General features: G+C 65.6%; 17 protein-coding genes and 1 pseudogene. 11 read left to right on the forward strand and 7 right to left on the reverse strand.

Annotation, left to right across the window (positions count from 1 at the left end; translation table 11 throughout):
* Window positions 1–33: 33 nt before the first annotated feature.
* Entirely contained in the window at window positions 34–2,043 is a 2,010-nt protein-coding gene (gene rep, locus QMX96_RS03410; RefSeq protein WP_043863336.1) for a DNA helicase Rep, read from the reverse strand.
* A gap of 265 nt (window positions 2,044–2,308) precedes the next feature.
* Between rep and QMX96_RS03415 the strand changes: the two genes are divergently transcribed.
* Window positions 2,309–3,973, forward strand: a complete 1,665-nt coding sequence (locus QMX96_RS03415; RefSeq protein ID WP_058541722.1) for a bifunctional diguanylate cyclase/phosphodiesterase — start codon at window positions 2,309–2,311, stop codon at window positions 3,971–3,973.
* Window positions 3,974–4,032: 59 nt separating this feature from the next.
* On the opposite strand, the gene QMX96_RS03420 is transcribed toward QMX96_RS03415, so the two are convergent.
* Entirely contained in the window at window positions 4,033–5,418 is a 1,386-nt protein-coding gene (locus tag QMX96_RS03420; protein WP_058541723.1) for a NorM family multidrug efflux MATE transporter, read from the reverse strand.
* Window positions 5,419–5,568: 150 nt separating this feature from the next.
* On the opposite strand from QMX96_RS03420, the gene QMX96_RS03425 reads away from it, so the two are divergent.
* Together QMX96_RS03425 and QMX96_RS03430 are read left to right on the forward strand one after the other, a co-directional pair.
* Window positions 5,569–6,513 carry a LysR substrate-binding domain-containing protein gene (locus QMX96_RS03425; protein ID WP_043863339.1) on the forward strand — a complete coding sequence of 315 codons (945 nt, stop codon included), beginning with the start codon at window positions 5,569–5,571 and terminating at the stop codon, window positions 6,511–6,513.
* 153 nt (window positions 6,514–6,666) lie between these two features.
* Complete coding sequence (locus QMX96_RS03430; protein ID WP_282361185.1) at window positions 6,667–8,652, forward strand: methyl-accepting chemotaxis protein; 1,986 nt, start codon at window positions 6,667–6,669, stop codon at window positions 8,650–8,652.
* Between the two features lie 62 nt (window positions 8,653–8,714).
* On the opposite strand, the gene QMX96_RS03435 is transcribed toward QMX96_RS03430, so the two are convergent.
* Window positions 8,715–10,115, reverse strand: coding sequence for a VOC family protein (locus QMX96_RS03435; RefSeq protein ID WP_088514606.1), 1,401 nt, complete (start codon window positions 10,113–10,115; stop codon window positions 8,715–8,717).
* A gap of 95 nt (window positions 10,116–10,210) precedes the next feature.
* Window positions 10,211–11,110, reverse strand: coding sequence for a LysR family transcriptional regulator (locus QMX96_RS03440; RefSeq protein WP_282361186.1), 900 nt, complete (start codon window positions 11,108–11,110; stop codon window positions 10,211–10,213).
* A 139-nt stretch (window positions 11,111–11,249) separates the two neighbouring features.
* On the opposite strand from QMX96_RS03440, the gene QMX96_RS03445 reads away from it, so the two are divergent.
* The 4 genes from QMX96_RS03445 (at window position 11,250) to QMX96_RS03460 (ending at window position 18,205) form a co-directional block, all read left to right on the forward strand.
* Window positions 11,250–12,740, forward strand: a complete 1,491-nt coding sequence (locus QMX96_RS03445; RefSeq protein WP_043863343.1) for an aldehyde dehydrogenase family protein — start codon at window positions 11,250–11,252, stop codon at window positions 12,738–12,740.
* Window positions 12,741–12,852: 112 nt separating this feature from the next.
* Complete coding sequence (locus tag QMX96_RS03450; protein ID WP_255001351.1) at window positions 12,853–14,139, forward strand: FAD-binding oxidoreductase; 1,287 nt, start codon at window positions 12,853–12,855, stop codon at window positions 14,137–14,139.
* A 245-nt stretch (window positions 14,140–14,384) separates the two neighbouring features.
* Entirely contained in the window at window positions 14,385–16,385 is a 2,001-nt protein-coding gene (locus tag QMX96_RS03455; RefSeq protein ID WP_043863345.1) for a DUF4034 domain-containing protein, read from the forward strand.
* A 5-nt stretch (window positions 16,386–16,390) separates the two neighbouring features.
* On the forward strand, window positions 16,391–18,205 hold the full coding sequence (locus QMX96_RS03460; RefSeq protein ID WP_282361187.1) for a M48 family metalloprotease: 1,815 nt from the start codon (window positions 16,391–16,393) through the stop codon (window positions 18,203–18,205).
* A 3-nt stretch (window positions 18,206–18,208) separates the two neighbouring features.
* Here the strand turns inward: QMX96_RS03460 and QMX96_RS03465 are convergent, their stop codons facing one another.
* Together QMX96_RS03465 and QMX96_RS03470 are read right to left on the reverse strand one after the other, a co-directional pair.
* Window positions 18,209–19,993 (reverse strand): monovalent cation:proton antiporter-2 (CPA2) family protein, encoded by a 1,785-nt coding sequence (locus tag QMX96_RS03465; protein ID WP_123753390.1) that lies wholly within the window; start codon window positions 19,991–19,993, stop codon window positions 18,209–18,211.
* A gap of 100 nt (window positions 19,994–20,093) precedes the next feature.
* Entirely contained in the window at window positions 20,094–21,584 is a 1,491-nt protein-coding gene (locus QMX96_RS03470) for a YifB family Mg chelatase-like AAA ATPase (RefSeq protein ID WP_088514611.1), read from the reverse strand.
* Between the two features lie 156 nt (window positions 21,585–21,740).
* Here QMX96_RS03470 and QMX96_RS03475 point away from each other — a divergent pair.
* Window positions 21,741–21,854 (forward strand): annotated as a pseudogene (locus QMX96_RS03475) (GNAT family N-acetyltransferase); the annotation flags it as partial.
* Between the two features lie 42 nt (window positions 21,855–21,896).
* Here QMX96_RS03475 and QMX96_RS03480 read toward each other — a convergent pair.
* The gene (locus tag QMX96_RS03480; RefSeq protein ID WP_282361188.1) at window positions 21,897–22,160 is read right to left on the reverse strand and encodes an accessory factor UbiK family protein; all 264 of its coding nucleotides are present in this window, start codon (window positions 22,158–22,160) and stop codon (window positions 21,897–21,899) included.
* A 341-nt stretch (window positions 22,161–22,501) separates the two neighbouring features.
* On the opposite strand from QMX96_RS03480, the gene glnK reads away from it, so the two are divergent.
* From glnK to sutA, 3 genes are all read left to right on the forward strand, one after another.
* The gene (gene glnK, locus QMX96_RS03485) at window positions 22,502–22,840 is read left to right on the forward strand and encodes a P-II family nitrogen regulator (protein ID WP_002555808.1); all 339 of its coding nucleotides are present in this window, start codon (window positions 22,502–22,504) and stop codon (window positions 22,838–22,840) included.
* 41 nt (window positions 22,841–22,881) lie between these two features.
* A complete protein-coding gene (locus tag QMX96_RS03490; protein WP_043863350.1) occupies window positions 22,882–24,207 on the forward strand; it encodes an ammonium transporter in 1,326 nt (441 codons plus the stop codon).
* Between the two features lie 465 nt (window positions 24,208–24,672).
* On the forward strand, window positions 24,673–24,996 hold the full coding sequence (gene sutA, locus QMX96_RS03495) for a transcriptional regulator SutA (RefSeq protein WP_043863351.1): 324 nt from the start codon (window positions 24,673–24,675) through the stop codon (window positions 24,994–24,996).
* Window positions 24,997–25,000: the final 4 nt, after the last annotated feature.

Here is a 25,000-nt window from a genome sequence, read left to right on the forward strand (position 1 = left end):
CCCCGGCAACAAGCCAGGGCAAAGGTGGATTATCTATCGTTTGAGCATGGCGCGGATATCGGCCAGGGCCGTATTGCCACGCACGGCTTTGACTTCCGTGGGTGTATCGTCCAGGCCTTCCCAGGCCAGGTCGTCATCGGGCAATTCATCGAGGAAGCGGCTTGGCGCGCAATCGATGATCTCGCCGTACTGCTTGCGCTTGGCGGCAAAGGTGAAGGCCAGGGTCTGGCGTGCGCGGGTGATGCCCACGTAGGCCAGGCGCCGCTCCTCCTCGATGGTGTCGGCCTCGATGCTGGAGCGGTGCGGGAGGATTTCCTCTTCCATGCCCATGATGAACACGTAGGGAAACTCCAGGCCCTTGGAGGCATGCAGCGTCATCATCTGCACGCCCTCGGCGCCTTCTTCCTCTTCCTGCTGGCGTTCGAGCATGTCGCGCAACACCAGCTTGCCGATGGCTTCCTCGATGGTCATGCCGCCTTCCTCGTCCTTCTCGAGGGTGTTTTTCAACGCCTCGATCAGGAACCAGACGTTGCCCATGCGAAAGTCCGCGGCCTTGTCACTGGAACTGTTGGTACGGATCCAGTTCTCGTAGTCGATGTCGGTCACCATGCTGCGCAGCGCGGCGATCGGGTCTTCCAGCGCGACCTGCTCGCGCACCTTGTCCATCCAGCGCTTGAAGCGCTGCAGGCGATCGGTGAAGCGGCTGTCCAGGTGCTCGCCCAGGCCCAGCTCCTCGCTGGCGGCATACATCGACACCTTGCGCTCGGTGGCGTAGTTGCCGAGTTTTTCCAGGGTGGTGGAGCCGATTTCGCGGCGCGGCACGTTGATCACGCGCAGGTAGGCGTTGTCGTCGTCCGGGTTCACCAGCAGGCGGAAGTAGGCCATCAGGTCTTTTACTTCCTGGCGGCCGAAGAAACTGTTGCCGCCCGACAGGCGGTAGGGGATCTGGTGGTGCTGCAGCTTCAGCTCGATCAGCTTGGCCTGGTAGTTGCCGCGGTAGAGGATGGCGAAGTCGCTGTACGGGCGGTCGGTACGCAGGTGCAGGCTGAGGATCTCCATGGCCACGCGCTCGGCCTCGGCTTCCTCGTTCTTGCAGCGGATCACGCGGATCTCGTCGCCGTGGCCCATCTCGCTCCACAGCTGCTTCTCGAAGGCGTGGGGGTTGTTGGAGATCAGCACGTTGGCGCAGCGCAGGATGCGGCTGGTGGAGCGGTAGTTCTGCTCCAGCATCACCACCTTCAGGGACGGGTAGTCGTCCTTGAGCAGCATCAGGTTTTCAGGGCGCGCGCCGCGCCAGGCATAGATCGACTGGTCGTCGTCACCCACCACGGTGAACTGGTTGCGCGTACCGATCAGCATCTTCACCAGCAGGTACTGGCTGGCGTTGGTGTCCTGGTATTCGTCCACCAGCAGGTAGCGCACCTTGTTCTGCCACTTCTGCAGAATGTCGGGGTGGTCCTGGAACAGCTTGACCGGCAGCAGGATCAAGTCGTCGAAGTCGACCGCGTTGAACGCCTTGAGCGTGCGCTGATAGTGCGCATACACGATGGCGGCGGTCTGCTCCTTGGGGTTGCGCGCGTTCTCCAGGGCCTCGGGCGGCAGGATCAGGTCGTTCTTCCAGGCGCCGATCATGTTCTTGATCTCGTCGACGCCATCGTCCCCGGAGTATTCCTTCTGCATGATGTCGGTCATCAGGGCCTTGACGTCGGTTTCGTCGAAAATCGAGAAACCCGGCTTGAAGCCCAGCCGTTCATGCTCCTTGCGAATGATGTTCAGGCCAAGGTTGTGGAAGGTCGATACCGTCAGGCCGCGCCCCTCGCCGCCGCGCAGCAGGGTGCCCACGCGCTCCTTCATCTCGCGCGCCGCCTTGTTGGTGAAGGTCATGGCCACGATGTACTGGGCACGGATGCCGCAGTTCTGGATCAGGTGGGCGATCTTGCGCGTGATCACGCTGGTCTTGCCGGAGCCAGCACCGGCGAGCACCAAAAGAGGGCCGCCGACGTAGCTCACGGCTTCCTGTTGCCGGGGGTTGAGTCGGGACATGACGTTAACCGGGGGTCGCTGAAAAATAGCCGGGCATTTTAGCAGGCGCAGAGCAATTGTGCCGCGACCGTCTGACAGTGTGACGTACCACGCGATCTTAATTTGCCGCTTTTGATACTTTCCCGCAGGATGCGTGGCGAAATACCGCGGGATCAGGACGAAGGAATGTCGTGAGTTAAAGTGAAAACCATTTACATTTGATGGTTCAGGATCGAGCATCCCGCCCACATCGTCATTGACCGCGTTCTCGTGCTAAGGAGCCAGCTTGTCTACGCTTGTCGAACCGTTGCGTCTGCTTCTGCTGGCGGACGGGCCGCACTGGGCCGTTGCCCTTGGTGAATGCCTGCTGCCGCTGGGCGGTGGCGCGGTGCTGGTGACCGCACCCGGCTGGGACGCGGTCGACAGCCTGTTCGCCCGCGACCGCAACGCGCTGGTGCTGGCCACCCCGGGCTTGCAGCCGGCGCCCGGGCGTTGCGACCTGCCCATGGTGCTGCTGCTGGAGCAGGAGCCGCCCGAGGCGCCGCCGGGTGTGAGCGACTGGCTGGTGTTCGAGCAGTTGAGCGGCGACATGCTGCGCCGCTGCCTGCGCCATGTGCGCGAGCGAGGTGTGCTCGAAGCCACCCTGCAGCGCCTGGCCGAGCAGGACCCGCTGACCGGCATTGCCAACCGCCAGGGTTTCCAGACCCTGCTGGCCGCACGCCTGGCCGAAAACGACGGGCGCGGTGTGGCCCTCGGGCACCTGGACCTGGACAACTTCCGCCACGCCAACGATGCCCTCGGCCACCAGGCCGGTGACCGCCTGATCCTGCAGGTGGTCAGCCGGCTCAAGCGCCAGCTCGAGGCAGGCGATCAGGTGGCGCGCCTGGGCAGCGACGAATTCGCCCTGCTGATCGACACCCGGCGCGAGCCGCAGCGTGCCGAGTGGATGGCCGAGCGCATCACCGAGGCCCTAGCCGAACCCTACTGGATCGACGGCGAAAGCCTGCTGCTGGGGTGCAGCCTGGGCGTGGCGCATGCCCGTGCGCAGGCTGGTGCCGACCCGCTGATGTGGCACGCGCACATCGCCATGCAGCAGGCCAAGAGCACCCAGGGCTGCACCTTTCACATCTTCAACGAGCGCATCAACCGCAACGCACGCAGCCTGGCCGACCTGGAAAGCGAGCTGCGCCGAGGCCTGCGCCGCGACGAACTGGAACTGCACTACCAGCCACGCCTGGACCTGAGCGACGGACGCATCGTCGGCCTGGAGGCACTGGTGCGCTGGCGCCACAGCGAGCGTGGCCTGCTGCCACCGAGCGAGTTCGTGCCGCTGGCCGAGCAGAGCGGGCTGATCGTGCCGCTGGGCTACTGGGTGATCTCGCGTGCCCTGCGCGACATGCAGGCACTGCGCGAGCAGGGGCTGGCGCCATTGCACATGGCGGTCAACCTGTCATTTCGCCAGTTTCAGGACAGCCAACTGCTGGCAACGCTGGGGCGGTTGATCGTCGAGCACGGTGTGGATGCGGGTTGGCTGGAGTTCGAGCTGACCGAGACCGCAGTGATGCGGCGCAACGACCTGGTCAAGCAGACCATGGACGCGCTGGGACGCTTGGGGGTGCGGTTTTCGCTGGATGACTTCGGCACCGGCTTTTCGTCGTTCGTGCACCTGAACAGCCTGCCGATCGCCCTGCTCAAGGTCGACCGCAGCTTTGTCGGTGGCATGGAGCAGCGCGAAGAGAACCGCAAGCTGGTGCACGCCATGATCAACCTGGCGCACAACCTGAACCTGGAGGTGGTGGCCGAGGGCGTGGAGACCGAGGAACAGCTGGCGTTGCTGCGCAGCTTTGGCTGCGACCAGGTGCAGGGCTTTCTGATCAGCCGGCCGTTGCCGATCGAGCAACTGGTCGAGTATCTGGTGCAGGGGGCGGGGCAGGGCGCAGTGGCGCTGTAGCCCCCGTCGCCGGCATGCGCGAAACAGGGTAGGAGCCGGCCTTGCCGGCGAACAGGCCCTCAAGGTTGTACAGAAACCTGTGCCATCTGCGAACTGCCCAGCAACCGCCGCATCCGCCACTCGAACGCCACCGTCAACCCGATTGCCGCACACGCCAACCCCAGCGCCAGCCCCCACCACACGCCTACCGCGCCGCCGCCCATGGGAAACGCGAACACCCACGCCGCCGGTGCGCCGATCAGCCAGTACCCGGCCAACCCCACCAGGAACGTGGTCTTGGCGTCCTTGAGCCCGCGAATCGAGCCCATCGCGATGGTCTGAATACCGTCGAACAGCTCGAACCACGCCGCCACCATCAACAGGCTCACCGCCACCCGGATCACATCGGCGAAGGCCGGGTCCTGGCGGTCCAGAAACAGCCCCACCAGCGCCTCGGGCATCAGCCAGAACAGCAGCGAGAAACCGAGCATCATCGCCGCGCCAAAACCGATGCCCACGCGCCCGGCCTGACGCGCCGCCAGCAGGCGGTCGGCGCCGTAATGCAGGCCCACACGCATGGTCACCGCGTATGACAGGCCCGCCGGGATCATGAACGCGGTCGAGACGATCTGCAGGGCGATCTGGTGCGCGCCCAGGTCGGTGGTGCCCATGGTGCCGATGCACAGCGCTGCGAAGGCAAACAGCCCGACCTCCACGGTGTAGGTGCCGCCAATCGGCAGGCCCAGGCGCCACAGCTCGCGCAACGCCGGCAGGTGCGGGCGGCTCAGGCCCTGGCGTATCGGGAAGTCCGCGTAGGCCGGGTGGCGGCGGATGTACAGCGCCAGTGCGATGGCCATGGCATTGGCCACCAGCGCGGTCACCAGGCCGATGCCCATCAGGCCCAGCTTCGGCAGGCCGAACATGCCTTCGATCAAGGCGTAGTTGAGCAGGAAATTGACCACGGTGCCGACCAGGCTGATCACCATCACCGGCGTCGAACGCCCCAGTGCACTGGTGAACCCGCGCAACGCCATGAAGCTCAGGTAGCCGGGCAGGGCCAGCGGCAGCACCAGCAGGAACTGGCTGGCAAAAGCCACGTTGCCAGGTGTCTGGCCCAGCATCAGCAGCACCGGCGACAGGTTCCAAAGCACCAGCGCGGCGACGATGGCCATGCCCCAGGCCAGCCACAGCCCGGCCTGGGTCAGGCGCGTGGCACCGGGGTTGTCGCCCGCACCCTGGCGAATCGCGACCAGGGTACCGACGGCGGCAATCACTCCCAGGCAGAAGATCGACACGAAGGAATAGCTGGCCGCGCCCAGCCCGCCACCAGCCAGGGCCTCGGGGCTGATTTTGGCCATCATCAGGGTGTCGGTGAGCAGCATCAGCATGTGCGCCAACTGCGAGGCGATCAGCGGCCCGGCCAGCCGTAGCAATGCCTTGAGTTCGGTAACGGGCGCAGCCTGCATGATGCAGCTCCTGAAAAGGGAAGGGTGAGCCGTGGATTCTCGGCCTTTGCGGGCCATTGCACAAAAGGATAAAAACGATCATTGGCATGATTAAAACTCATGTGAGTATGATCCGTGCCAACCCGTATTTCATTGCTGGAGCACGCCCGCATGTCACGCCGTTTACCGCCTCTCTACGCCTTGCGGGCGTTCGAGGCCGCTGCCAGGCACAGTTCGTTCACCCGTGCCGCCGATGAGTTATCGATAACCCAGAGCGCGGTCAGCCGGCACATCCGCACGCTGGAGGAGCACTTCGCCTGCCGGCTGTTTCTGCGCAATGGCCGCACCCTGCAGTTGAGCGAGGCGGCGCGCCTGCTGTTGCCCGGTGTGCGCGAGGGTTTCGCCGCACTTGAGCGTGCCTGCAACACCCTGCACAGCGAAGATGGGGTGATCCGCATGAAGGCCCCTTCGACCCTGACCATGCGCTGGCTGCTGGCGCGCCTGAGCCGTTTTCGCCACTTGCAGCCGGGCAACGAGGTGCAGCTCACCAGTGCCTGGATGGACGTCGACCATGTGGATTTCAACCATGAACCCTTCGATTGCGCAGTGCTGTTGGGCGACGGGCATTTTCCGCCGGACTGGGAGGTCAGCCCGCTGTTCCCTGAACTGCTGATACCGGTGGGTGCGCCCGCGCTGCTTGATCAGACACCCTGGGACGTGGAGCAGTTGAAGGCCTGCGAACTGCTGCATCCCACGCCCGACAAGCGCGACTGGCGCAGCTGGCTGGCGCAGATGGGGCTGACCGAACAGGTCTCGCTCAAGGGCGGCCAGGTGTTCGATACCCTCGAGCTGGGCATGATCGCTGCCGCGCGAGGGTATGGTGTGTCGATGGGGGACTTGCTGATGGTGGCCGAGGATGTCGCCCAGCGGCGCCTGAGCCTGCCCTGGCCGACGGCGGTGGCCAGCGGGCTGAATTACTACCTGGTGTGGCCACGCACGCGTCCCGGTGGCGAGCGTCTGCGCCGGCTCAGCGACTTCCTGCAGGGCGAGGCCCGTGCGATGGACCTGCCCAAGGTGCAGATACTGGGGGCAAATGAGCCCAACATCGGCGATTGAACGTTTGCGCAGAATATCCCTGTGATGCACTCAAGTAATCGATGACGCCGCCGAATCAGTAGGGTCGAGAGCCACAACCAGAATGGCTCCACTTCCCCATGCCGACGGTGCAGCGTGATCAGGATGATCCGGCCCCCATTGCCAGGAGCTTCCATGTCCCAACCCCGTGCCCGAATTGCCTCGCAACTCGGTATTGCCCTGGCCGCCGTGCTGGCGGTCGTCATTACCGGCAGTACGCTGTTTGCCCTGCGCTCGCTCGACAGCGCCAACCTGATCACCCGCCAGGAACACCTGGCCAGCGAGGCACGGCTGCTCGCCGACCAGCTCGACACGTTCCACAGCACCTTGCGCGAGAGTACCCAGCGCCTCAGTGGCCTGTTCGAAAAACGCTTTGCCGGCGGGCTGCGGCTTGCCTCCGACCAGTCACTCAGCGTGGCCGGAGTGGCCACGCCGGCGCTGTACCTGGCGGACCATGCGCTGAACAACGATTTTCGCGAGGTTGACGACTTTCGCCAGATGACGGCGGGTGTTGCCACCGTGTTCGTGCGCAGCGGTGAGGACTTCATTCGTATCAGCACATCGCTGACCAAGCAGGACGGCAGCCGCGCCATCGGCACTCAGCTCGATCACCAGCACCCGGCCTACGCGCGGCTGATGGCCGGGCAGCCCTACGTGGGGCGTGCCGTGCTGTTCGAGCGCTCGTACATGACCCAGTACACACCGGTGCGTGACGTGTCGGGACGGGTCATCGCGGTCCTGTTCGTCGGCTTCGACTATACCGACGCGCAGAACGCCCAGTTCGACAACCTCCGGCGCTTCCGTATCGGCCAGACGGGGTCGCTGGCGCTGCTGGACGAACAGCAACACTGGTTGGTAGCGCCGGCAGGTGTCAGCGACACGGCACTGGCTGCCCACCAACTGGGCGGGTTTGCTGCGCATGCAGGGGAAGGGCGCTTCTGGAACGATGGGGTCGAAACCCTCTATAGCGTGGCCATGCCCTTTGCCGACGGCCCGTGGACAGTACTGGCAAGCATGCCCAAGGCCGAGATTCGTGCCGCGACCTGGAGCGTGGGCGCAAGGTTGGCCATTGGCAGCCTGCTGGCCATGATGCTGGCGGTGGGCGCCACCCTGTGGCTGCTGCGCCGCAAGCTGCGGCCGCTGGCCGACCTGGTGCGTCAGGCCCAGGCCCTGGGCGCGGGCGACCTGAGTGCCCGCCTGGCGGTGGCCAGCCACGACGAAATCGGCCAACTGGCACGCAGTTTCAATCAGATGAGCGAAGCGCTGGCGAGCACTGTGCTGCACATTCGTGATGCCTCGCAGCAGGTCAGCCAGCGTGCCCAGGCGCTGGCGGGGCTGTCGTCGGGTGCTTGCGAGGGCATGGAGCAGCAGTCGGGCGAAATCACCAGCATGGCCGGTGCAGTCGAGGAGTTCAGCGCCACCTCCCTGAACATCGCTGACAACATGGGCAGCACCGAACGCATGGCCCAGGACAACGCGCAGCAGACGCGCATTGGCCGTGCGTCGATGGACGAAGCGTCCACCTCGTTGCAGCAGATCGCGCAGGCGCTGGGCAGCACCGCGACAGTGATCGATACCCTTGGGGTGCGCTCGAAGGAGATTGGCGGCATTGTCGGCACCATCACCTCGATTGCCGAGCGGACCAACCTGCTGGCGCTGAACGCGGCCATCGAGGCGGCACGGGCGGGCGAGCAGGGGCGCGGGTTCGCCGTGGTGGCGGACGAGGTGCGCAACCTGGCGGCGCGCACCCGCGAAGCCACCGACGAGATCTCCGGCATGATCGCCAGCATTCAGCAGGAGACCGGCAACGCCATCAGCACCATGGAGCAGGGCAACCGCTTGATGGAGGACGGCTTGCAACGCAATGCCAAGGTCGCCGAGGCCTTGGCGCGCATCGACGAGCAGAGCCGGGCGGCGGGGCAGCAGTTTGCCGCGATCACCACCGCGACTCAGGAGCAGAGCAGCACGGCGACGTTGCTGAGCAGCAACTTGCAGAGTATTGCGCTGGCCAACAGCGAGCAGCGCGAGGTGGCAGCCAACCTGGCGGCTACGGCGCGGGAGCTGGAGGGTTTGGCGGGGCAGCTGCGGGCAGAAGTGGGGCGGTTTGAGGTGGGGCATTGAGGGCCCCTTCGCCGGCAAGGCCAGCTCCTGCAGTGTAGGAGCCGACCTTGCCGGCGAAGCTGTTAAATCAGCCCAGGCAGGTTCAACGCCTGCGCACACGCTGCCAGCGAGCGCCGCTCGCTCTCGGCATACAGCGCCAGCTCATCCTGCACCGACTTGCCCAGCGCCTGCTCGAACGCGTCGCGGTTGGCATTGCTGCCGTACTCGCTCTGCGCGCCTTCGCCCAGGTTGGACTGGAAGATCCCCGCCGCACTCACCGGCAGGAAGTCCTCGTAGACCAGGGCTTCGAAGTGCACATGCCCGGCTTCGATCAACGCGCTCAGCGAGGTCGGCCGCTGCGCCTGGTCGCGGGCACTCAGGCCGGCTTCGGTCGGGAAGTAGCGGAAGTACGCCAGCCCCTGCTCGCGCATCTGCGCCAGGTCGTCCGGGAAGGCTTCGAAACGCTTGCCCAGCAGGCTCATGTAGCGCTCGGCATTGGCCTCGGCCGGCACGCCGCCCAGGTCGGCCCGCGCTGCGTCCAGCAACTGGTCATACAGCACGCGACCCTTGGGGGTCAGCGCCGCGCCGCGTTGCTCGATCTCGCCGAAGCGTGCGGTATGGCTGCCCCCTTCGCTGCCCTGCTGGTCGGTGAATGCCACGCGCTCCTGCAAGGCCTTGAAGCTGGTCTGACGCAACAGGATCGGGCAACGACGCGGTGGCGGGCCCTCGATCACGGCCTTGGGCGGAATGCCCTTGGCCGGCATGCCGACCTGGATCGCATCGATGTCCAGGGTGCGCGGCGTCAGGTGGTTGATGTGCGGGCCCTTGAAGGCCACCACATCGGCGATCAGGCGGTGCTGGTCGTGCAGTTGCTGGTACTGCTCGGCCGTGACCGTCGCGTCGTGGTGCCAGCGGAAGGTGTGCAGTGCTTCATTGACGAACGCCTCGGCGTCGGCGGCATTCAGGCCTGCGTCGGCTTCGAACTGGGCAATCAGCTGCAAGGCACGCGGGGTGAAGATCTGCCGCTTGGCCAGGATCGATGCGGCCAGCTCGCGCAGGGCCGGGTTGTCGATCAGCTCCAGGCGCAGCAGCGAGGTGAACACGCGGAACGGGCTGATGTGCAGCGACTGCTCGTGCACCGCGCGAAACGCGGTGGAGTGCACCGGTACGCCGGCCGAGCTGAGGTCGTAGTAGCCCACCGGGTACATGCCCATCACCGCGAACAGGCGGCCGATGGTCGCCAGTTCCTGGGCGGTGCCGACGCGGATGGCGCCGTGGCGTTCCTGGTCCAGGCGTTCGATCTCGCCGGTCCAGCGTAGCGCCTCGGCCACCTTGGGCTGCTGGGTCATCACCTGTTGATTGATCTCGCTCACCAGTTCCAGCAGGGTGCCGTAGAGCGGCACCTCCTGCTTGTACATGAGCGACATGGCCGCGGAAAACTGCGCGCGAATGCTGTCCGGGCTGACGAAATCTTGAGCGGGCATCGAAAGCTTCCTGGTGGTAAAAGTCACCCTTACATGAAAGCGAGGAATGCAGGCCGGGCACAAGCGAAAAAAATTCGAGGGATCATTCCTGTAATTCAGGACCTCGGCGCGGTCGCCTGTTCACGGATCCATTCCACCAGGCTGCGCACCTTGGGTACCTCGGCGGCATGCTCGGCGAACGCCACAAAGTACGCGCCGCTGCTGCGCATCGCGTAGGGCCACGGTATCACCAGCTTGCCCTCGGCCAGTTCCTGCTCCACCAGATAGCGCGGCACCAGCGCCACGCCGCAGCCCGACAACGCGGCGCCCACGCACATATAGAAGGTATCGAAGCGCGGGCCGTGGTAGCTGTTGGTCGAGTGCAGGCCCTGCTCCAGAAACCACTCGTGCCAGGCCTCCGGGCGCGAGGTGCTTTGCAGCAACACGCGCTCGGCCAGCTCGCCGGCCTCGGTCAGGGTGTGCCCCTGCAGCAGTTCCGGGGCGCACACCGGCACCACCTCGTCGCCGAACAGCTCGATGCACGTGGCCCCCGGCCAGGTGCCCTGGCCATAGAAGAACACCACGTCGGCGGTGTTCTGCAGCAGGGCGAAAGGCTCCATCTCGTTGCAGATATCCAGGTGTATATTCGGGTAGCGCTTGCCGAAACCCTTCAGGTGCGGGATCAGCCAGCGCACGCCGAAGCTCGGCTGGGTGGCCACCTTGAGCACTTCGGTCTGCTGACCGTAGGACAGGATGTAGCGGCTGGACATGTCGACCTGGGTGAGGATCTTGTTCACCTCGGCCAGGTACAGCGCGCCCGCCGGGGTCAGCTGCAGGCGTCGGCGGATCCGCAGGAACAGGTGATGGCGCAGCATGTCTTCGAGCTGCGCCACCTGCTTGCTCACCGCGCTCTGGGTCAGGTGCAGCTCTTGCGCAGCGCGGGTGAAGCTCAGGTGTCGGGCGGCCGCCTCGAAGCATTGCAGGGCGGCCATCGACGGCACCAGACGTTTGGACATAGCGGTATCACTCACCCGTCGAATCATTACCTGGCGGAATGATGTGCAGAATAAAGGTCGTTTGTAGCGCCAGAGTGATCGGATTAATACTGATCCCATCACCAATTACAACCACTCACCGCCTTGCAGGAGAAGAATAATGGTTGATGGATTGCTCGACCGCCTGGGTGTACCGGCCTCTGCCTACACCCATGGCAACCATCCCGTTCACACCCCGATCGACGGCAGCGCGATTGCCTCGGTGCACCTGGAGTCCAAGGCTCAGGTACTGGGCAAGATCGAACAGGCCGAACAGGCCTTCCTGGCCTGGCGCAACGTGCCGGCGCCGCGTCGCGGTGAGCTGATCCGCCTGTTTGGTGAAGTGCTGCGTGAGCACAAGGCGCAACTGGGCGAACTGGTATCCATCGAAGCCGGCAAGATCACCCAGGAAGGCCTGGGCGAAGTGCAGGAAATGATCGACATCTGCGACTTCGCCGTCGGCCTGTCGCGCCAGCTGTATGGCCTGACCATCGCCTCCGAGCGCCCGGGCCACCACATGCGTGAAACCTGGCACCCGCTGGGCGTGGTTGGCGTGATCAGCGCCTTCAACTTCCCGGTGGCCGTGTGGGCGTGGAACACCACCCTGGCGCTGGTATGCGGCAACGCCGTGATCTGGAAGCCATCGGAAAAGACCCCGCTGACCGCACTGGCCTGCCAGGCGCTGTTCGAAAAAGCCCTGAAAGCCTTTGGCGAAGCGCCGCAAGGCCTGGCGCAGCTTATCATCGGCGACCGCGACGCCGGCCAGGCACTGGTCGACGACCCGCGCGTACCGCTGGTTAGCGCCACCGGCAGCACCCGCATGGGGCGCGAAGTCGGCCCACGCGTGGCGGCACGCTTCGGTCGCAGCATCCTCGAGCTGGGTGGCAACAACGCAATGATTCTGGCCCCGAGCGCCGACCTGGACCTGGCCGTGCGCGGCATTCTGTTCAGCGCCGTGGGTACCGCCGGGCAGCGCTGCACCACCCTGCGTCGCCTGATCGTGCACCGCTCCATCAAGGACGAAGTGGTGGCCCGCGTCAAAGCCGCCTACGCCAAGGTACGTATCGGCGACCCGCGCCAGGACAACCTGGTCGGCCCGCTGATCGACAAGGGTTCGTTCACCGCCATGCAGGACTCCCTGGCCCGTGCCCGTGATGAAGGCGGCAGCGTGTTCGGCGGCGAGCGCCAGTTGCAGCAGCAGTACCCGGATGCCTACTACGTGAGCCCGGCGATCGTCGAGATGCCTGGTCAGAGCGAGGTGGTGCGCCATGAAACTTTCGCGCCGATTCTCTACGTGCTGGCCTATGACGAGTTCGACGAAGCGCTGCGCCTGAACAACGAAGTGCCACAGGGCCTGAGCTCGTGCATCTTCACCACCGACCTGCGTGAGGCCGAGCGCTTCCAGAGCGCGGCGGGCAGCGACTGCGGCATCGCCAACGTCAACATCGGCACCAGCGGTGCCGAGATCGGTGGCGCGTTCGGTGGCGAGAAAGAGACCGGCGGTGGCCGTGAGTCGGGTTCCGATTCGTGGAAGGCCTACATGCGTCGTCAGACCAACACCGTGAACTACTCGCGCGAGCTGCCGCTGGCGCAGGGCATCGTGTTCGACTGATAACCGCGTCGGCCCCTTCGCCGGCAAGGCCGGCTCCTACCGCAACCGTGTAGGGGCCGGCCTTGCCGGTGAAGGGTACTTCCCGTTCCAAGGCCAACCAACGGAGGCGGCCATGACCGACCTGCGTCAAGAATGTCTGTGGGAGTTCGTCACTCCGCCTGCGGCGCCTGCCGCCGCACTGACGGCACAGATCAAGGCCGATGTGTGCGTGATCGGCGGGGGTATCACCGGTCTGTGCACGGCCATCAACCTGCTCGAGCAGGGCAAGTCCGTCGCGCTGCTCGAAGCCCGTGTCATCGGCCATGGTGGCTCGGGGCGCAACGTCGGGCTGGTCAATGCCGGCACCTGGATCCGCCCCGACGATGTCGAGGCCACCCTGGGCCAGCAACAGGGCAGCCGCCTGAACAAGGTACTGGGTGAAGCCCCGGCCGAGGTGTTCGCCATGATCGAACGCCTGGGCATCGACTGCCAGGCACGCAACGAAGGCACCCTGCACATGGCGCACAACGCCAACGGCGTAGCCGACCTGCAATCGCGTCACCAGCAATGGAGCCGACGCGGTGCCGATGTCGAGCTGCTGACCGGTGCGCAGTGCCAGGAATACTGCGGTACCGACAAGATTTCCGCCGCGTTGCTCGACCGCCGCGCCGGCACCATCAACCCCATGGGCTACACCCGTGGCCTGGCCGCTGCGGTACGCCGTCTGGGTGGGCAGGTGTTCGAACAGTCCGCTGTCACCGGGCTCACCCGCGAAGGCAGCGCCTGGCTGGTGAAGACTGCCCATGGCGCGGTCAGCGCCGACAAGGTGGTGATCTCCACCGGTGCCTACACCGAGGGCGACTGGACCGCGTTGCAGAAGCAGTACTTTCGCGGCTACTACTACCAGGTGGCTTCCAAGCCCCTGCAGGGCGCTGCGGCCGACAACGTGCTCAAGCACGGCCAGGGCTCGTGGGACACGCGCACGGTGCTCAGCAGCATCCGTCGCGACGACCAGGGCCGCCTGCTGCTGGGCAGCATGGGCCGGGTCGACAACAAGCCGGCGTGGTTCGTGCGCAGCTGGGCCGACCGCATCCAGGGGCACTACTTCCCGCAACTGGGCAAGGTCGACTGGGAAATGCACTGGACCGGCTGTATCGACTTCACCCCGGACCACCTGATGCGCCTGTTCGAACCGGCCCCGGGCATCGTTGCGGTCACCGGTTACAACGGCCGTGGCAACACCACCGGTACTGTGATCGGCAAGGCCTTCGCACAGTACCTGCTGCAGGACGATCCGGATGCACTGCCGATCCCGTTCGCCCCGATGAAACCGGTATCGGCCCCGTTGCTGCGCACCGGCTTCTACGAAACCGGCTTTTCGCTGTACCACGCCGGGCAGTGCCTGCGCGTGCTGCTGTAACCCCCGCTCCAGTGCGCGGCCATCGACAGGGATGCCCTGGTCGATGGCCTTCGGCATTGCCCGCATGCCGTCCACCTGCCCGCATTTTCAATGCCCCGTACCGTTCGCGCCCGGTCGAGAATCATTAACACCCGCGATTTTTTCAATTGGACTGGATCCAATCGGTAGTGTCGTTTAGCCTTCGCCGCCATCATGAGCGCCTTTGCGCTGAACGCGCTCGCTAAAACGGACTTGAAGGGTGCCACTTGCACAACATTCCCCATATTCGCCTCCACCTGCGTGACCTGGTTCGTACCGAGTCCTTCGCCGAGCTGAACAGCTACTTCGATGCCCTGCAGGCCGAGTGGAGCAGCGCCGAGCCTGGCACCCACCATTATCTGGACACCGCCCGCACCGGCACGCTGTTCGACTTCAGTGTGACCCCGGCGCCGGAGATCGCACGCTTTCTGCAGGCCTGGGTCGCCGCCTGCCCGGATGCCTTCCATCCGCGCCTGTTCCTGGGCAACTACTGCTATGGCCGCGCCGGCAATATCCGCGGCAACGGCTGGGCCAACAGCGTGACCGACGACTGCTGGCTGGGCGCGGCGCTGGCTTGTGAACTGTCGGCGGTGCACCTGCTGGCGGCGCTCGAACGTTCGCCGCAGCCGGTGGCTGCAGGCGTCACCCTGATGGAGCTGTGCGCGCACTTCCACGAGCCGGCGTGGCTGAACGCGCTGTTCGGTGGCGAGCCTGCCAAGGGCATGGCCAGCGACAACCAGGACCCCGAACTGCTGGAGATGGCGGTCGAACACCTGGCCCACTACGGCCTGACGCCCTTGCAACAGGCCCCCACGGCGCTGCCGGCCGGCCTGCCGCAACGCCAGGCGCACGAGATGGACCAGGGGCAGGATTACTGGCTGCACCGCGTGATGGAGTGGCGCCCGGACTGCCTGGAAGCGCTGCTCAACTATGCCAACTACCTGTTGCCGCGCTGGGGCGGCAGCTACGAAGACATCGAAGGCTTTGCCAGCGGGCCGCTGTGCGCCGCGCTGAGCGAAGCGCAGCGCAATGCGATCCGCTGGCTGGCGTTCTACGACATCCACGAGGATTACCCCGCCAAGGAGGAATTCAACGCTGCACGCGAGTACCTCGAGCACTTCGAGGCCTGGCTGCAGCGCGACCTGCTGCCAGCCTACCGCGGTTATGCGCTGGGTTACTTCGGCCAGTTCTGCAGCTATTCGCTGGACAACCAGCCACGTGCGATGGCGATGCAGGTCGCGAGCGTGCAGGCCTTCCCCGAAGGCGAGTACTTCCGCCATGTCGAGGGGCCGTTCCACAGCTTCGTCTACCTCACCATGGTGGCCAACATGGCCGACGAAACCGGTGCCTTCAAGGTGGCGGTCGAGCGCATGTGCGCGATGAACGAGTTGGGCGTGCCGGTGGCGATCAAGGCTGTCGGTCACCAGTTCGGCCTGTGGGGTTTCGACAAGGACCCGCAGTGTGTGCCGGCCTTGCTGGACCGCGCGCGGGTGCTGGGCGAACACGACCTGGGGGACTCGGGCCTGGACATCGTCAGCCTGCCGTCATTCCTGTGGGACGGTGGGCGCCACGACGAGGGTTACTTCCTGGCGGTGCAATGGGGCGAGCGTGGCCTGCCGGGCGCGGCCTATTTCCTGCACGAGGTACACACCGGTGCCCGTGAAGAGGCCCCGCAACGCTATGTGGACGAGGGCGAAAGCCTGCGCTGGCTGGAGCGCGGTGCCCAGGACGGCTGCCCGCAGAGCATGTTCAACCTGGCCTGGAAAAAGCTTTTCGACGACGAGCTGGACATGCGTGTGCGTGCCAACCTCGACGAGGTGCTGCGCCTGTTCGAAGGCGCCCGCCAATCGTCGCGGGCAGAACAGCGCGCGCGCATCCGCATCGGCATCCTGCTGCGCGACTTCGGCACTGCCGAAGAGCAGGAAACCGGCGTGAAGTACCTGCGTTCGCTGGTCGACTGTGACGATGACTGGGTCTCGGCGCGTACCAGTGCCGAGATCGCACTGGCCTACCTGCGCGGGCAGGGCGTTCAGCAAAGCCGCTTCGCTGCCATCGAGTGGGCGCAGCATGCCGTGACCCAGTTGCCCGACAACGAAGGCATCCAAGAAGTCCAGTACGAGGTGCTCAACTCCCACAGCCTGCTCAAGAGTGTCACCAGCGTGTTCGGTGCGTTCCTGGGGCGTGGCAAGGTCGGCGCCGACGACCTGCCGCCCAAGCCGGCGCAGTAACGCCCATGGCCGCACTGCAACGGTTGCGACTTCGTGCCTGGCTGCTGCTGGGCAACGGCTTTCTGCTGGTGGGCGGGCTGGCCCTGTGCGCGCTGCCGCTGGCGATGTGCATGTGGCTGCCCGGTGCTGCGGGGCTGCTGGCCGGGTTCGTGACCCTGCCAGCGGGCATGTTCGGCTACAGCATGCTCAAGCTGCCCTTTGCGACGCGTGCCGATTCCAGCGAGGACGGCATCGCCCTGCAGGTAGTGGACGCGCCGCAGCTGTTCGAGGAAATCGAGCGGTTGCGCCTGGCACTCGGCGCGCCTGCGCTGGATGCGGTGTACCTGAACGACGACTTCAACGCCAGTATCCGCCAGCACCACGTACTGTTTCGCAGGACGCGCAACGTGATGTGGCTGGGCCTGCCCTTGCTCGACACGCTGTCGCCGCGGGCCTGTGCGGCGATCCTGGCGCATGAGTGCGCGCACATCGCCCAGCGTCATGGCCGCTATGCCAGCCGCGTGTATTTCGCACGGCTGCAATGGCAGGCGGCGAGCGAGCGGCTGGAGCGCCATCGCTCGTTGTCGAGCGCGCCGCTGCGTCTGTTCGTGGGCTGGTACGTGCCGCGTTTTCTGGCCGTGAGCATGGATTTTGCGCGGCGCTGCGAGTACCAGGCCGACGCCGAGGCGGCGCGGGTAGGCGGGGTCGAGGCGATGCGCGAGGCGCTGGTCGGCCTGGCCTTGCAGGGGCGGGCACTGGAGCAGGCGTTCTGGCCCAAGGTGTTTCTTGCCGGCAGCGCCACGCCATTGACCGACCTGGCCCGCAGCGGTGCGCCGAGCCTGCCGCAGGACATTGCCGAGGCCCGCAGCTGGCTGCATGGCGCACTGTGCAACGAGACCGACGACAGCGATACCCACCCGGCGCTGGCCGACCGCCTGGCGGCGCTGGGAGGGGCACCCGATCAGCCCGACGCGGCACTGGTGTGGCAGCGCAGCCAGCCCAGCGCGGCGCAGGCCTGGCTGGGCGAGCAGCACCTGCCATTGGCGCAGCGCCTGGACGAACAGCAGGCCGATGACAATGCCCGGCATTGCCAGCGCGCCCGTGACGAGCGCGAGGCATTGGTGGCCGAGCAGCACGACCTGCAGCGCAAACGGCGTATCCGTGCGCTGTCGGGCCACGAGATTGCCCGGCTGGCCTGGCTGTACCGCACCCTTGGCGAGGCGGGCGATGAGGCGCTGCGTTTGCTGGAAGACGCACTGCAGCAGGCGCCGGACGCGGCGGTGCGCTATCAGCTGGCCGAGTGTCATGCCCAGGCCGGGCGCCCGGACGCCGCAGCAGCACTGTGGCGGCAGGTGGCCGAGCAGCGCGGGCCGTTGCAGCTGTACAGCCTGCGCAAGCTCAGCGTGCTGGCCCTGCGCAGCGATGACCGCGGCGCGGCCGAGCACTATCGGCGCGAGGCCGATGCCCTGCAGCGTGCCGATAGCGACGATGACGGTGAAGAAGGCGAGTGGGTGCCCCACGACCTGGTGCCCGTGGAGCGCAACAAGCTGATCGAGACGCTCACGCCGCTGCTGAAACTGGCGACCGGCGTGTGGCTGCTGCGCGAGACCGGCACACGGCGCTACATTTTGCTGGTACTGGCGCGGGACTCGCTGACTTTCCGCCTGGTCAGTCGCCTGACCGGCGAAGACAGCTACCTGCGCCGGGATTGCCAGCAAATGCTCAACCGCCTGCTGCCGCGCATTCGCCTGGATCTGGTGCCCGTGGTGATGTCGGCCGGGGATGCGCGGCTGGTGTTCTGCTCGCAGGCGTCGCAGCTGCGCTTGAGCGCGTTGCTGTAGCGCTCAGTCTGCATCCGACTCGAACAGCCGCGCCAACTCCGCCCGTGCTTCCTTGGCGTTCTGCATGACCTTGGCGCGGTCATTGCGCACCAGGCCCTGGGTTTCCAGCACCTGCTCGTCATGTTCGGTGAAGCGCTGGATACGGTCTGCTGCCTGCGCTTCGGAAAGCCCCAGCCCCACCAGGGCGCGACGGGTCATTTCCAGGCTTGAGTAGAACGTCTCGCGGATCGGCACCGCGCCCACATCGGTCAGCTTGTGCACATGCTGGCGGTTACGCGCACGGGCGAGCACCTTGAGGTGCGGGTACAGGCGCTTGACCCGTTCAGCCGTGCGAGTCGTTACTTCGGGGTCATCCGTGGTGATCACGAAGTACTCGGCCTCGCCCACCTTGGCGGCATGCAGCACTTCTGCGCGCAGCGGGTCGCCGTAGAATACCGGTGCCTGCTCGAAGGTGCGGGTCAGCTCGATGGCGTCCACCGAGGTGTCCAGGGCAACGAAGGGAATCTTCTGGGCACGCAATATGCGCGAGACGATCTGGCCCATGCGCCCCATGCCGACGATTACCACGCGCGGCGCGTCGGTCTGGATCTGCCGGTACTGCTCGGGCACTTCACGGGGTGCCTGGCGGTGCTTGAGCAGGCGCGTGCAGGCCAGCAGCAACAGAGGCGTGACGGCCATCGACAGGGTGATGGTCATCAGCAGCAGGTCATAGGTGTAGGTGTCGAACAGGCCCTGATCCTTGCCCAGCTTGAATACCACGAAGGCAAATTCGCCGCCCGCCGCCAGTACCACCCCCAGGCGCAATGCATTGCCCTTGTTCAGCCCCCCGATGCGGCCGACCAGCATCAACAGTGGCAACTTGACTGCCACCAGCAACAGGGTCAGGCCCAACAGCAGGCCCGGGCTCTGCAGCAGCATGCCCAGGTTGGCCCCCATGCCCACGCTGATGAAGAACAGCCCGAGCAGCAGGCCCTTGAAGGGCTCGATCTGCGATTCGAGCTCATGGCGGTACTCGGAGTCAGCCAGCAGCAGGCCGGCGAGGAAGGCGCCCAGTGCCATGGAGATGCCGGCTTCTTCCATCAGCCAGGCAGTACCGATCACCACCAGCAGCGCGGTGGCGGTGGAGACTTCCGGCAGCCCGGTACGGGCGACGATGCGAAACACCGGGCGCAGCAGATAGCGGCCGCCGACGATCACCACCGCGATGCTGGCGAACACCTTCAGGCCATGTGCCAGGCTGTCGCCGTGGCTGGTGTCCGGGCCGCTGGCGGCCAACAGGGGCACCAGGGCGATCAGCGGAATGGCCGCGATATCCTGGAACAGCAGCACGGCGAAGGCCAGGCGTCCATGGGGGGCGTTGAGCTGCTTGCTTTCGGCCAGGCTCTGCAGGCCAAGGGCGGTGGACGATAACGCCAGGCCCAGGCCGACGACCACGGCGGCGGGCATCGGCTGGCCGAAGCCGAACAGGGCAATGGCGCCGATCACGGCGCCCGTCAGCAGCACCTGCGCCAGCCCCACGCCGAACACCGATTTGCGCATCAGCCACAGGCGGCGCGGCGAAAGCTCCAGGCCGATGATGAACAGCAACAGCACCACACCCAGCTCGGAAATGTGCGCGACGCTTTCGGTGTCGCGGATCAGCCCCAGGACCTGGGGGCCGATGGCGACGCCTGCGAGCAGGTAGCCGATCACGGCGCCCAGTTGCAAACGCTTGGCCAGGGGCACCGCAATGACCGCGGCAAGCAGGAAGATGACGGCTGTTTGCAAAAGGCTGCCTTCGTGTGGCATCGCTCGGCTCCAGGGGGCTGCTACGGCGGCAGCGTTGAACAGTGAGGGCGCATGATGAGGCTGCGCCCGGCATTGCACAAACCGATGGGCGTCAAGGCACCTAAGGCCCGGGGCGGTACTGCAGGGCCTCGGCCAGGTGCACGCGTGCGATGTGTGCGGCCTGTTCCAGATCGGCCAGCGTACGCGCCACCTTGAGCAGGCGGTGCGCCGCCCGTAGCGACAAGGTTAGTCGTTCGCACGCGGTTTCCAGCCAGTGCTGATCGTCAGCGGACAGCGCGCAGTGCTGGCGCAGGCCGGGCAGCTCGAGAAAGGCGTTGGCACAGCCCTGGCGCTGTTGTTGTCGTTCGCGTGCGGCAGCCACCTGCCCTGCGATGTGGGCACTGGCGGGGCCGTTGTCGGTGCAGTGCGAGAGCGCCGTGGCTTCACGGGCGACGGTCAGGTGCAGGTCGATGCGATCAAGCAACGGGCCGGAGAGCTTGTTGCGGTAGCGCTGGATCTGGTCGCTGCTGCATCGGCAGCGACCGGTGGGGTCGCCATGGTAGCCGCAGGGGCAGGGGTTCATCGCCGCCACCAATTGGAAGCGGGCCGGGAAGCGGATCTTGTCCTTGGCCCGGGCGATCACGATTTCGCCCGATTCCAGGGGCTCGCGCAGCACTTCCAGCACGCGCCGCTCGAACTCCGGCAACTCATCCAGAAACAGCACGCCATGGTGGGCCAGGGTGATCTCGCCGGGTTGCGGGCGGCTGCCACCGCCGACCAGTGCGGCCCCCGACGCCGAGTGATGCGGGTGGCGAAACGGACGCTGCGGCCAGCTGTTGAGCGGCAGCGGGCTGGCGACCGACTGGATGGCCGCCACCTCCAGCGCTTCGCGCTCGTTCAGCGGTGGCAGCAGGCCGGGCAGGCGGCTGGCGAGCAGAGTCTTGCCGGTGCCGGGTGGCCCGCTGAACAGCAGGTTGTGGGCCCCGGCCGCCGCGACCAGCAGGGCACGCTTGGCGGCAAGCTGGCCCTGCACCTCGTTGAGGTCGGGGTAGGGCTGGCTGTGCAGGACCAGGCCGTTGGCCTTGTAGGGTTCGAGGGGCTGCTGGCCGTTGAGGTGCGCGACCAGTTCCAGCAGGTGGTCTACGGCGTACACCACCAGGCCCGAAGCCAGGCAGGCCTCCTCGGCATTCTCCCGTGGCACCACCAGCGCGCGCCCGGCTTCGCGGGCCGCAAGCGCGGCCGGCAGCACGCCCTGCACGCAGCGCACCGCCCCCGACAGCGCCAGCTCGCCCAGGCATTCCACTGCGTGCAGCGAGGCGATCGGCATCTGCCCGTTGGCGGCCAGGATGCCCAGGGCTATGGCCAGGTCGAAGCGTCCGCCATCCTTGGGCAGGTCGGCGGGGGCGAGGTTGAGGGTGATGCGCCGCGCGGGGAACTCCAGGCCGGAGTTGAGGATAGCGCTGCGCACACGGTCCTTGCTTTCCTTCACCGTGGCTTCGGGCAGGCCGACCAGGGTCAGGTTGGGCAGGCCGTTGGCCAGGTGCGCTTCGATGGTGACCGCAGGGGCCAGTACGCCCACCTGGGCGCGGCTGTGGACAAGGGCGAGGGACATGCACACTCCATGATCGGGACAATGCCGCGTCCTGCGGCTGGGGCAAGGATAGTGGTGCGCGCGCAGGGTGCGCGGGGGAGAGTGAGTCGAGGTTTTGCAGCGGTTGACGGGGCCAGGGGCGCTGGTCAAGATCACGGCGCCCCGGTGCAGCCTTCGGGCCGCGACGGCGTGCGTGCCAATGGCTTCTATCGCCGCTTGGGGTGGGAGGTGGTGGCGCAGTTGGAGGAGGGGGATGTGCGGTATGAGAAGGTGAGGCAGGCCCCTGCATGACCCTGCAGGCGCCGGCCCTGCCGACGAAGGCTGCGCTGCGCTCTACTCGGCAGCCGCCGGGCTCAACCGCGCTTCCATCTCTTCGACCTTGGCCTCCAGCGCCTCCAGGCGTGCGCGGGTGCGGGCCAGCACTACCATCTGGCTGTCGAACTCCTCACGGCTGACCAGTTCCAGCTTGCTGAAACCACTTTGCAGCAGCGCCTTGAACTGGCTTTCCAGTTCGCTGCGCGGCTGCGCGGTGTCACCGCTGAACAGGCGCGAGGCCTGGTCGCTCAGGGCATCGAGAAAGGCTTTGGGCGCGAGCATGTTGGTCCGTCCGGTAAATGCAAAGAGGCGGCCAGTGTAACACGCACCCCACGCCCGCTCGCCCCGCACGCTTTTCGCGCATTCCCCCGATCGGTAGCGCACCGTTTTTGTGCGTGTTTGCGCTGCTGGCGACTGGCCAATTCCACGCAAGGCACGCAAGCCGTTGTAATTGGTGGCTTTGGCAGACATGGCAAGGTTTCTGCTTAGAGCCAAGTGACTCATGCACTGGTGTCGGGCCTTTGGATTGAGGCCGACGAAGCGTTACAAAGCCAGGCACTGCGCTTAGACTTGAGACGGGTTTGTTTTCCTGGGGCAAGTCCACCAATTCGGGAGAGAGTTTCATGAAGCTAGTCACTGCCATCATCAAGCCATTCAAGTTGGACGACGTGCGCGAGTCGCTGTCCGAAATCGGCGTGCAGGGCATTACCGTCACGGAAGTCAAAGGCTTCGGACGGCAGAAAGGCCACACCGAGCTGTATCGCGGTGCTGAATACGTAGTCGATTTCCTGCCCAAGGTGAAGATCGATGTCGCCATCGACGACAAGGACCTGGACCGGGTCATCGAGGCGATCACCAAGGCGGCCAACACCGGCAAGATCGGTGACGGCAAGATTTTCGTGGTCAATCTGGAACAGGCCATCCGCATCCGTACCGGTGAAACCGATACCGACGCGATCTAAGTAACGCCGCCCCAAACCCCAACGCCCCAGGAGATAACAATATGACTCTGCGTCAGTTCGCAGGGCTAGGAGCCCTTTTGTCCCTCGTAATGCCTGGCATGGCCATGGCAGAGGAGGCAGCCGCCCCCGTGCTCAACTCCGGCGACACCGCCTGGATGTTGACCGCCACCGCGCTGGTGCTGTTCATGACCATCCCGGGCCTGGCGTTGTTCTACGGCGGCATGGTGCGTTCCAAGAACGTGCTTTCGGTGATGATGCAGTGTTTCGCCATCACCGGCCTGATCAGCATTCTGTGGATGGTCTACGGCTACAGCCTGGCGTTCGATACCACGGGTATGGAAGAGGGCGTGGTCAACTTCAATTCCTTCGTCGGCGGGTTCTCCAAGGCCTTCCTGGCCGGCGTCACCCCCGCAAGCCTGACCTCGTTGTTCCCCGAGGCGGTGTTCATCACCTTCCAGATGACCTTCGCCATCATCACTCCGGCCCTGATCGTCGGTGCCTTTGCCGAGCGCATGAAGTTCTCGGCCATGCTGATCTTCATGGCCGTGTGGTTCACCCTGGTCTACGCACCGATCGCGCACATGGTCTGGTCCGGTGCCGGCGGCCTGATGTGGGACTGGGGCGTACTGGACTTTGCCGGTGGCACCGTGGTGCATATCAATGCGGGTATCGCGGGCCTGGTGGCGTGCCTGGTGCTGGGCAAGCGCAAGGGTTTCCCGACCACCCCGATGGCCCCGCACAACCTGGGCTACACCCTGATGGGCGCGGCCATGCTGTGGATCGGCTGGTTCGGCTTCAACGCCGGCTCCGCAGCCGCTGCCAACGGCACCGCCGGCATGGCCATGCTGGTGACCCAGATCGCCACGGCCGCCGCTGCGCTGGGCTGGATGTTCGCCGAGTGGATCACCCACGGCAAACCCAGCGCCCTGGGCATCGCCTCCGGTGTGGTGGCGGGCCTGGTGGCGATCACCCCGGCTGCGGGCACCGTAGGCCCGATGGGCGCGCTGGTGATCGGCCTGGTATCGGGTGTGGTGTGCTTCTTCTGCGCCACCAGCCTCAAGCGCAAGATGGGCTATGACGACTCCCTGGACGCCTTCGGCGTGCATGGCATCGGCGGCATCGTCGGCGCGATTCTCACCGGCGTGTTCGCGGCCCCTGCACTGGGCGGCTTCGGTACCGTCGAAGATATCGGCGCACAGGTCTGGGTGCAGGCCAAGGGCGTGGGCTTCACGGTGATCTACACCGCCATCGTCACCTACGTGATTCTGAAGGTGCTGGACCTGGTGATGGGCCTGCGGGTCAACGAAGAGGAAGAAGCGGTCGGCCTCGACCTCGCGCAGCACAACGAGCGTGGCTACAACCTGTAACATGCTCGAAAAAACATGCCCGGCTTGCCGGGCATTTTTTTGCCTGGATTTTGTCCATCCAAGGGCACGCAAACGGTTTCCACGGGGGCATTTGCAGGCGCTTGACGCTGTAATGGCCATCAAGCATAAAACTTACAGCGAACAAGGATATTTAGGCACTTTGCTTTTTCACACATCACGCTAGAATGCGCGCCGTAGGGTGCGGATGACCTGTCCGCGCACTTCGATACCCTTTGCTAGGCTTGGCATTGAACAGGCCGCTCACGGCGGGGTCAGCTGGTGAAGCAATGCCGGCAGCTCTTTCTTTTTGTCGGGCCCTGCACGGGCCCGCACGGTGCTCGCCAGGTGGTAGGGCGGGCGCCGCTGGCCGCGGGCTACCCGTGGCCCTGGATTTTTCCGGCAGTGGCCGCACCTGGCGCTGTTGGTCTATAACTTATCTGCTTTTCGCAAGTCATGAGGTAGAACATGAGCGACGATGATCTGGAAAACGACGACCTCGAAGTGGGCGACGAAGACGATACCGATGAAGGCCTGGAAGCGGCTGCCGACGACGTTGCCGATGACAGCGGTGACGACAGCCCCGCACCGGTAGCCAAGGGCAAGTCCAAGGCTGCGGTCTCGGTCGACGAAATGCCCAGCATGGAAGCCAAGCAGAAGGAGCGCGACGCGCTCGCCAAGGCGATGGAAGAGTTCCTGTCGCGTGGCGGCAAGGTGCAGGAAGTGGAGGCCAACGTGGTCGCCGATCCGCCCAAGAAGCCAGACAACAAGTACGGTAGCCGTCCTATCTGAGGGG

The organism is Pseudomonas sp. PS01300 (genome assembly GCF_029960155.1).
GTDB classification, from domain to species: domain Bacteria; phylum Pseudomonadota; class Gammaproteobacteria; order Pseudomonadales; family Pseudomonadaceae; genus Aquipseudomonas; species Aquipseudomonas palmensis.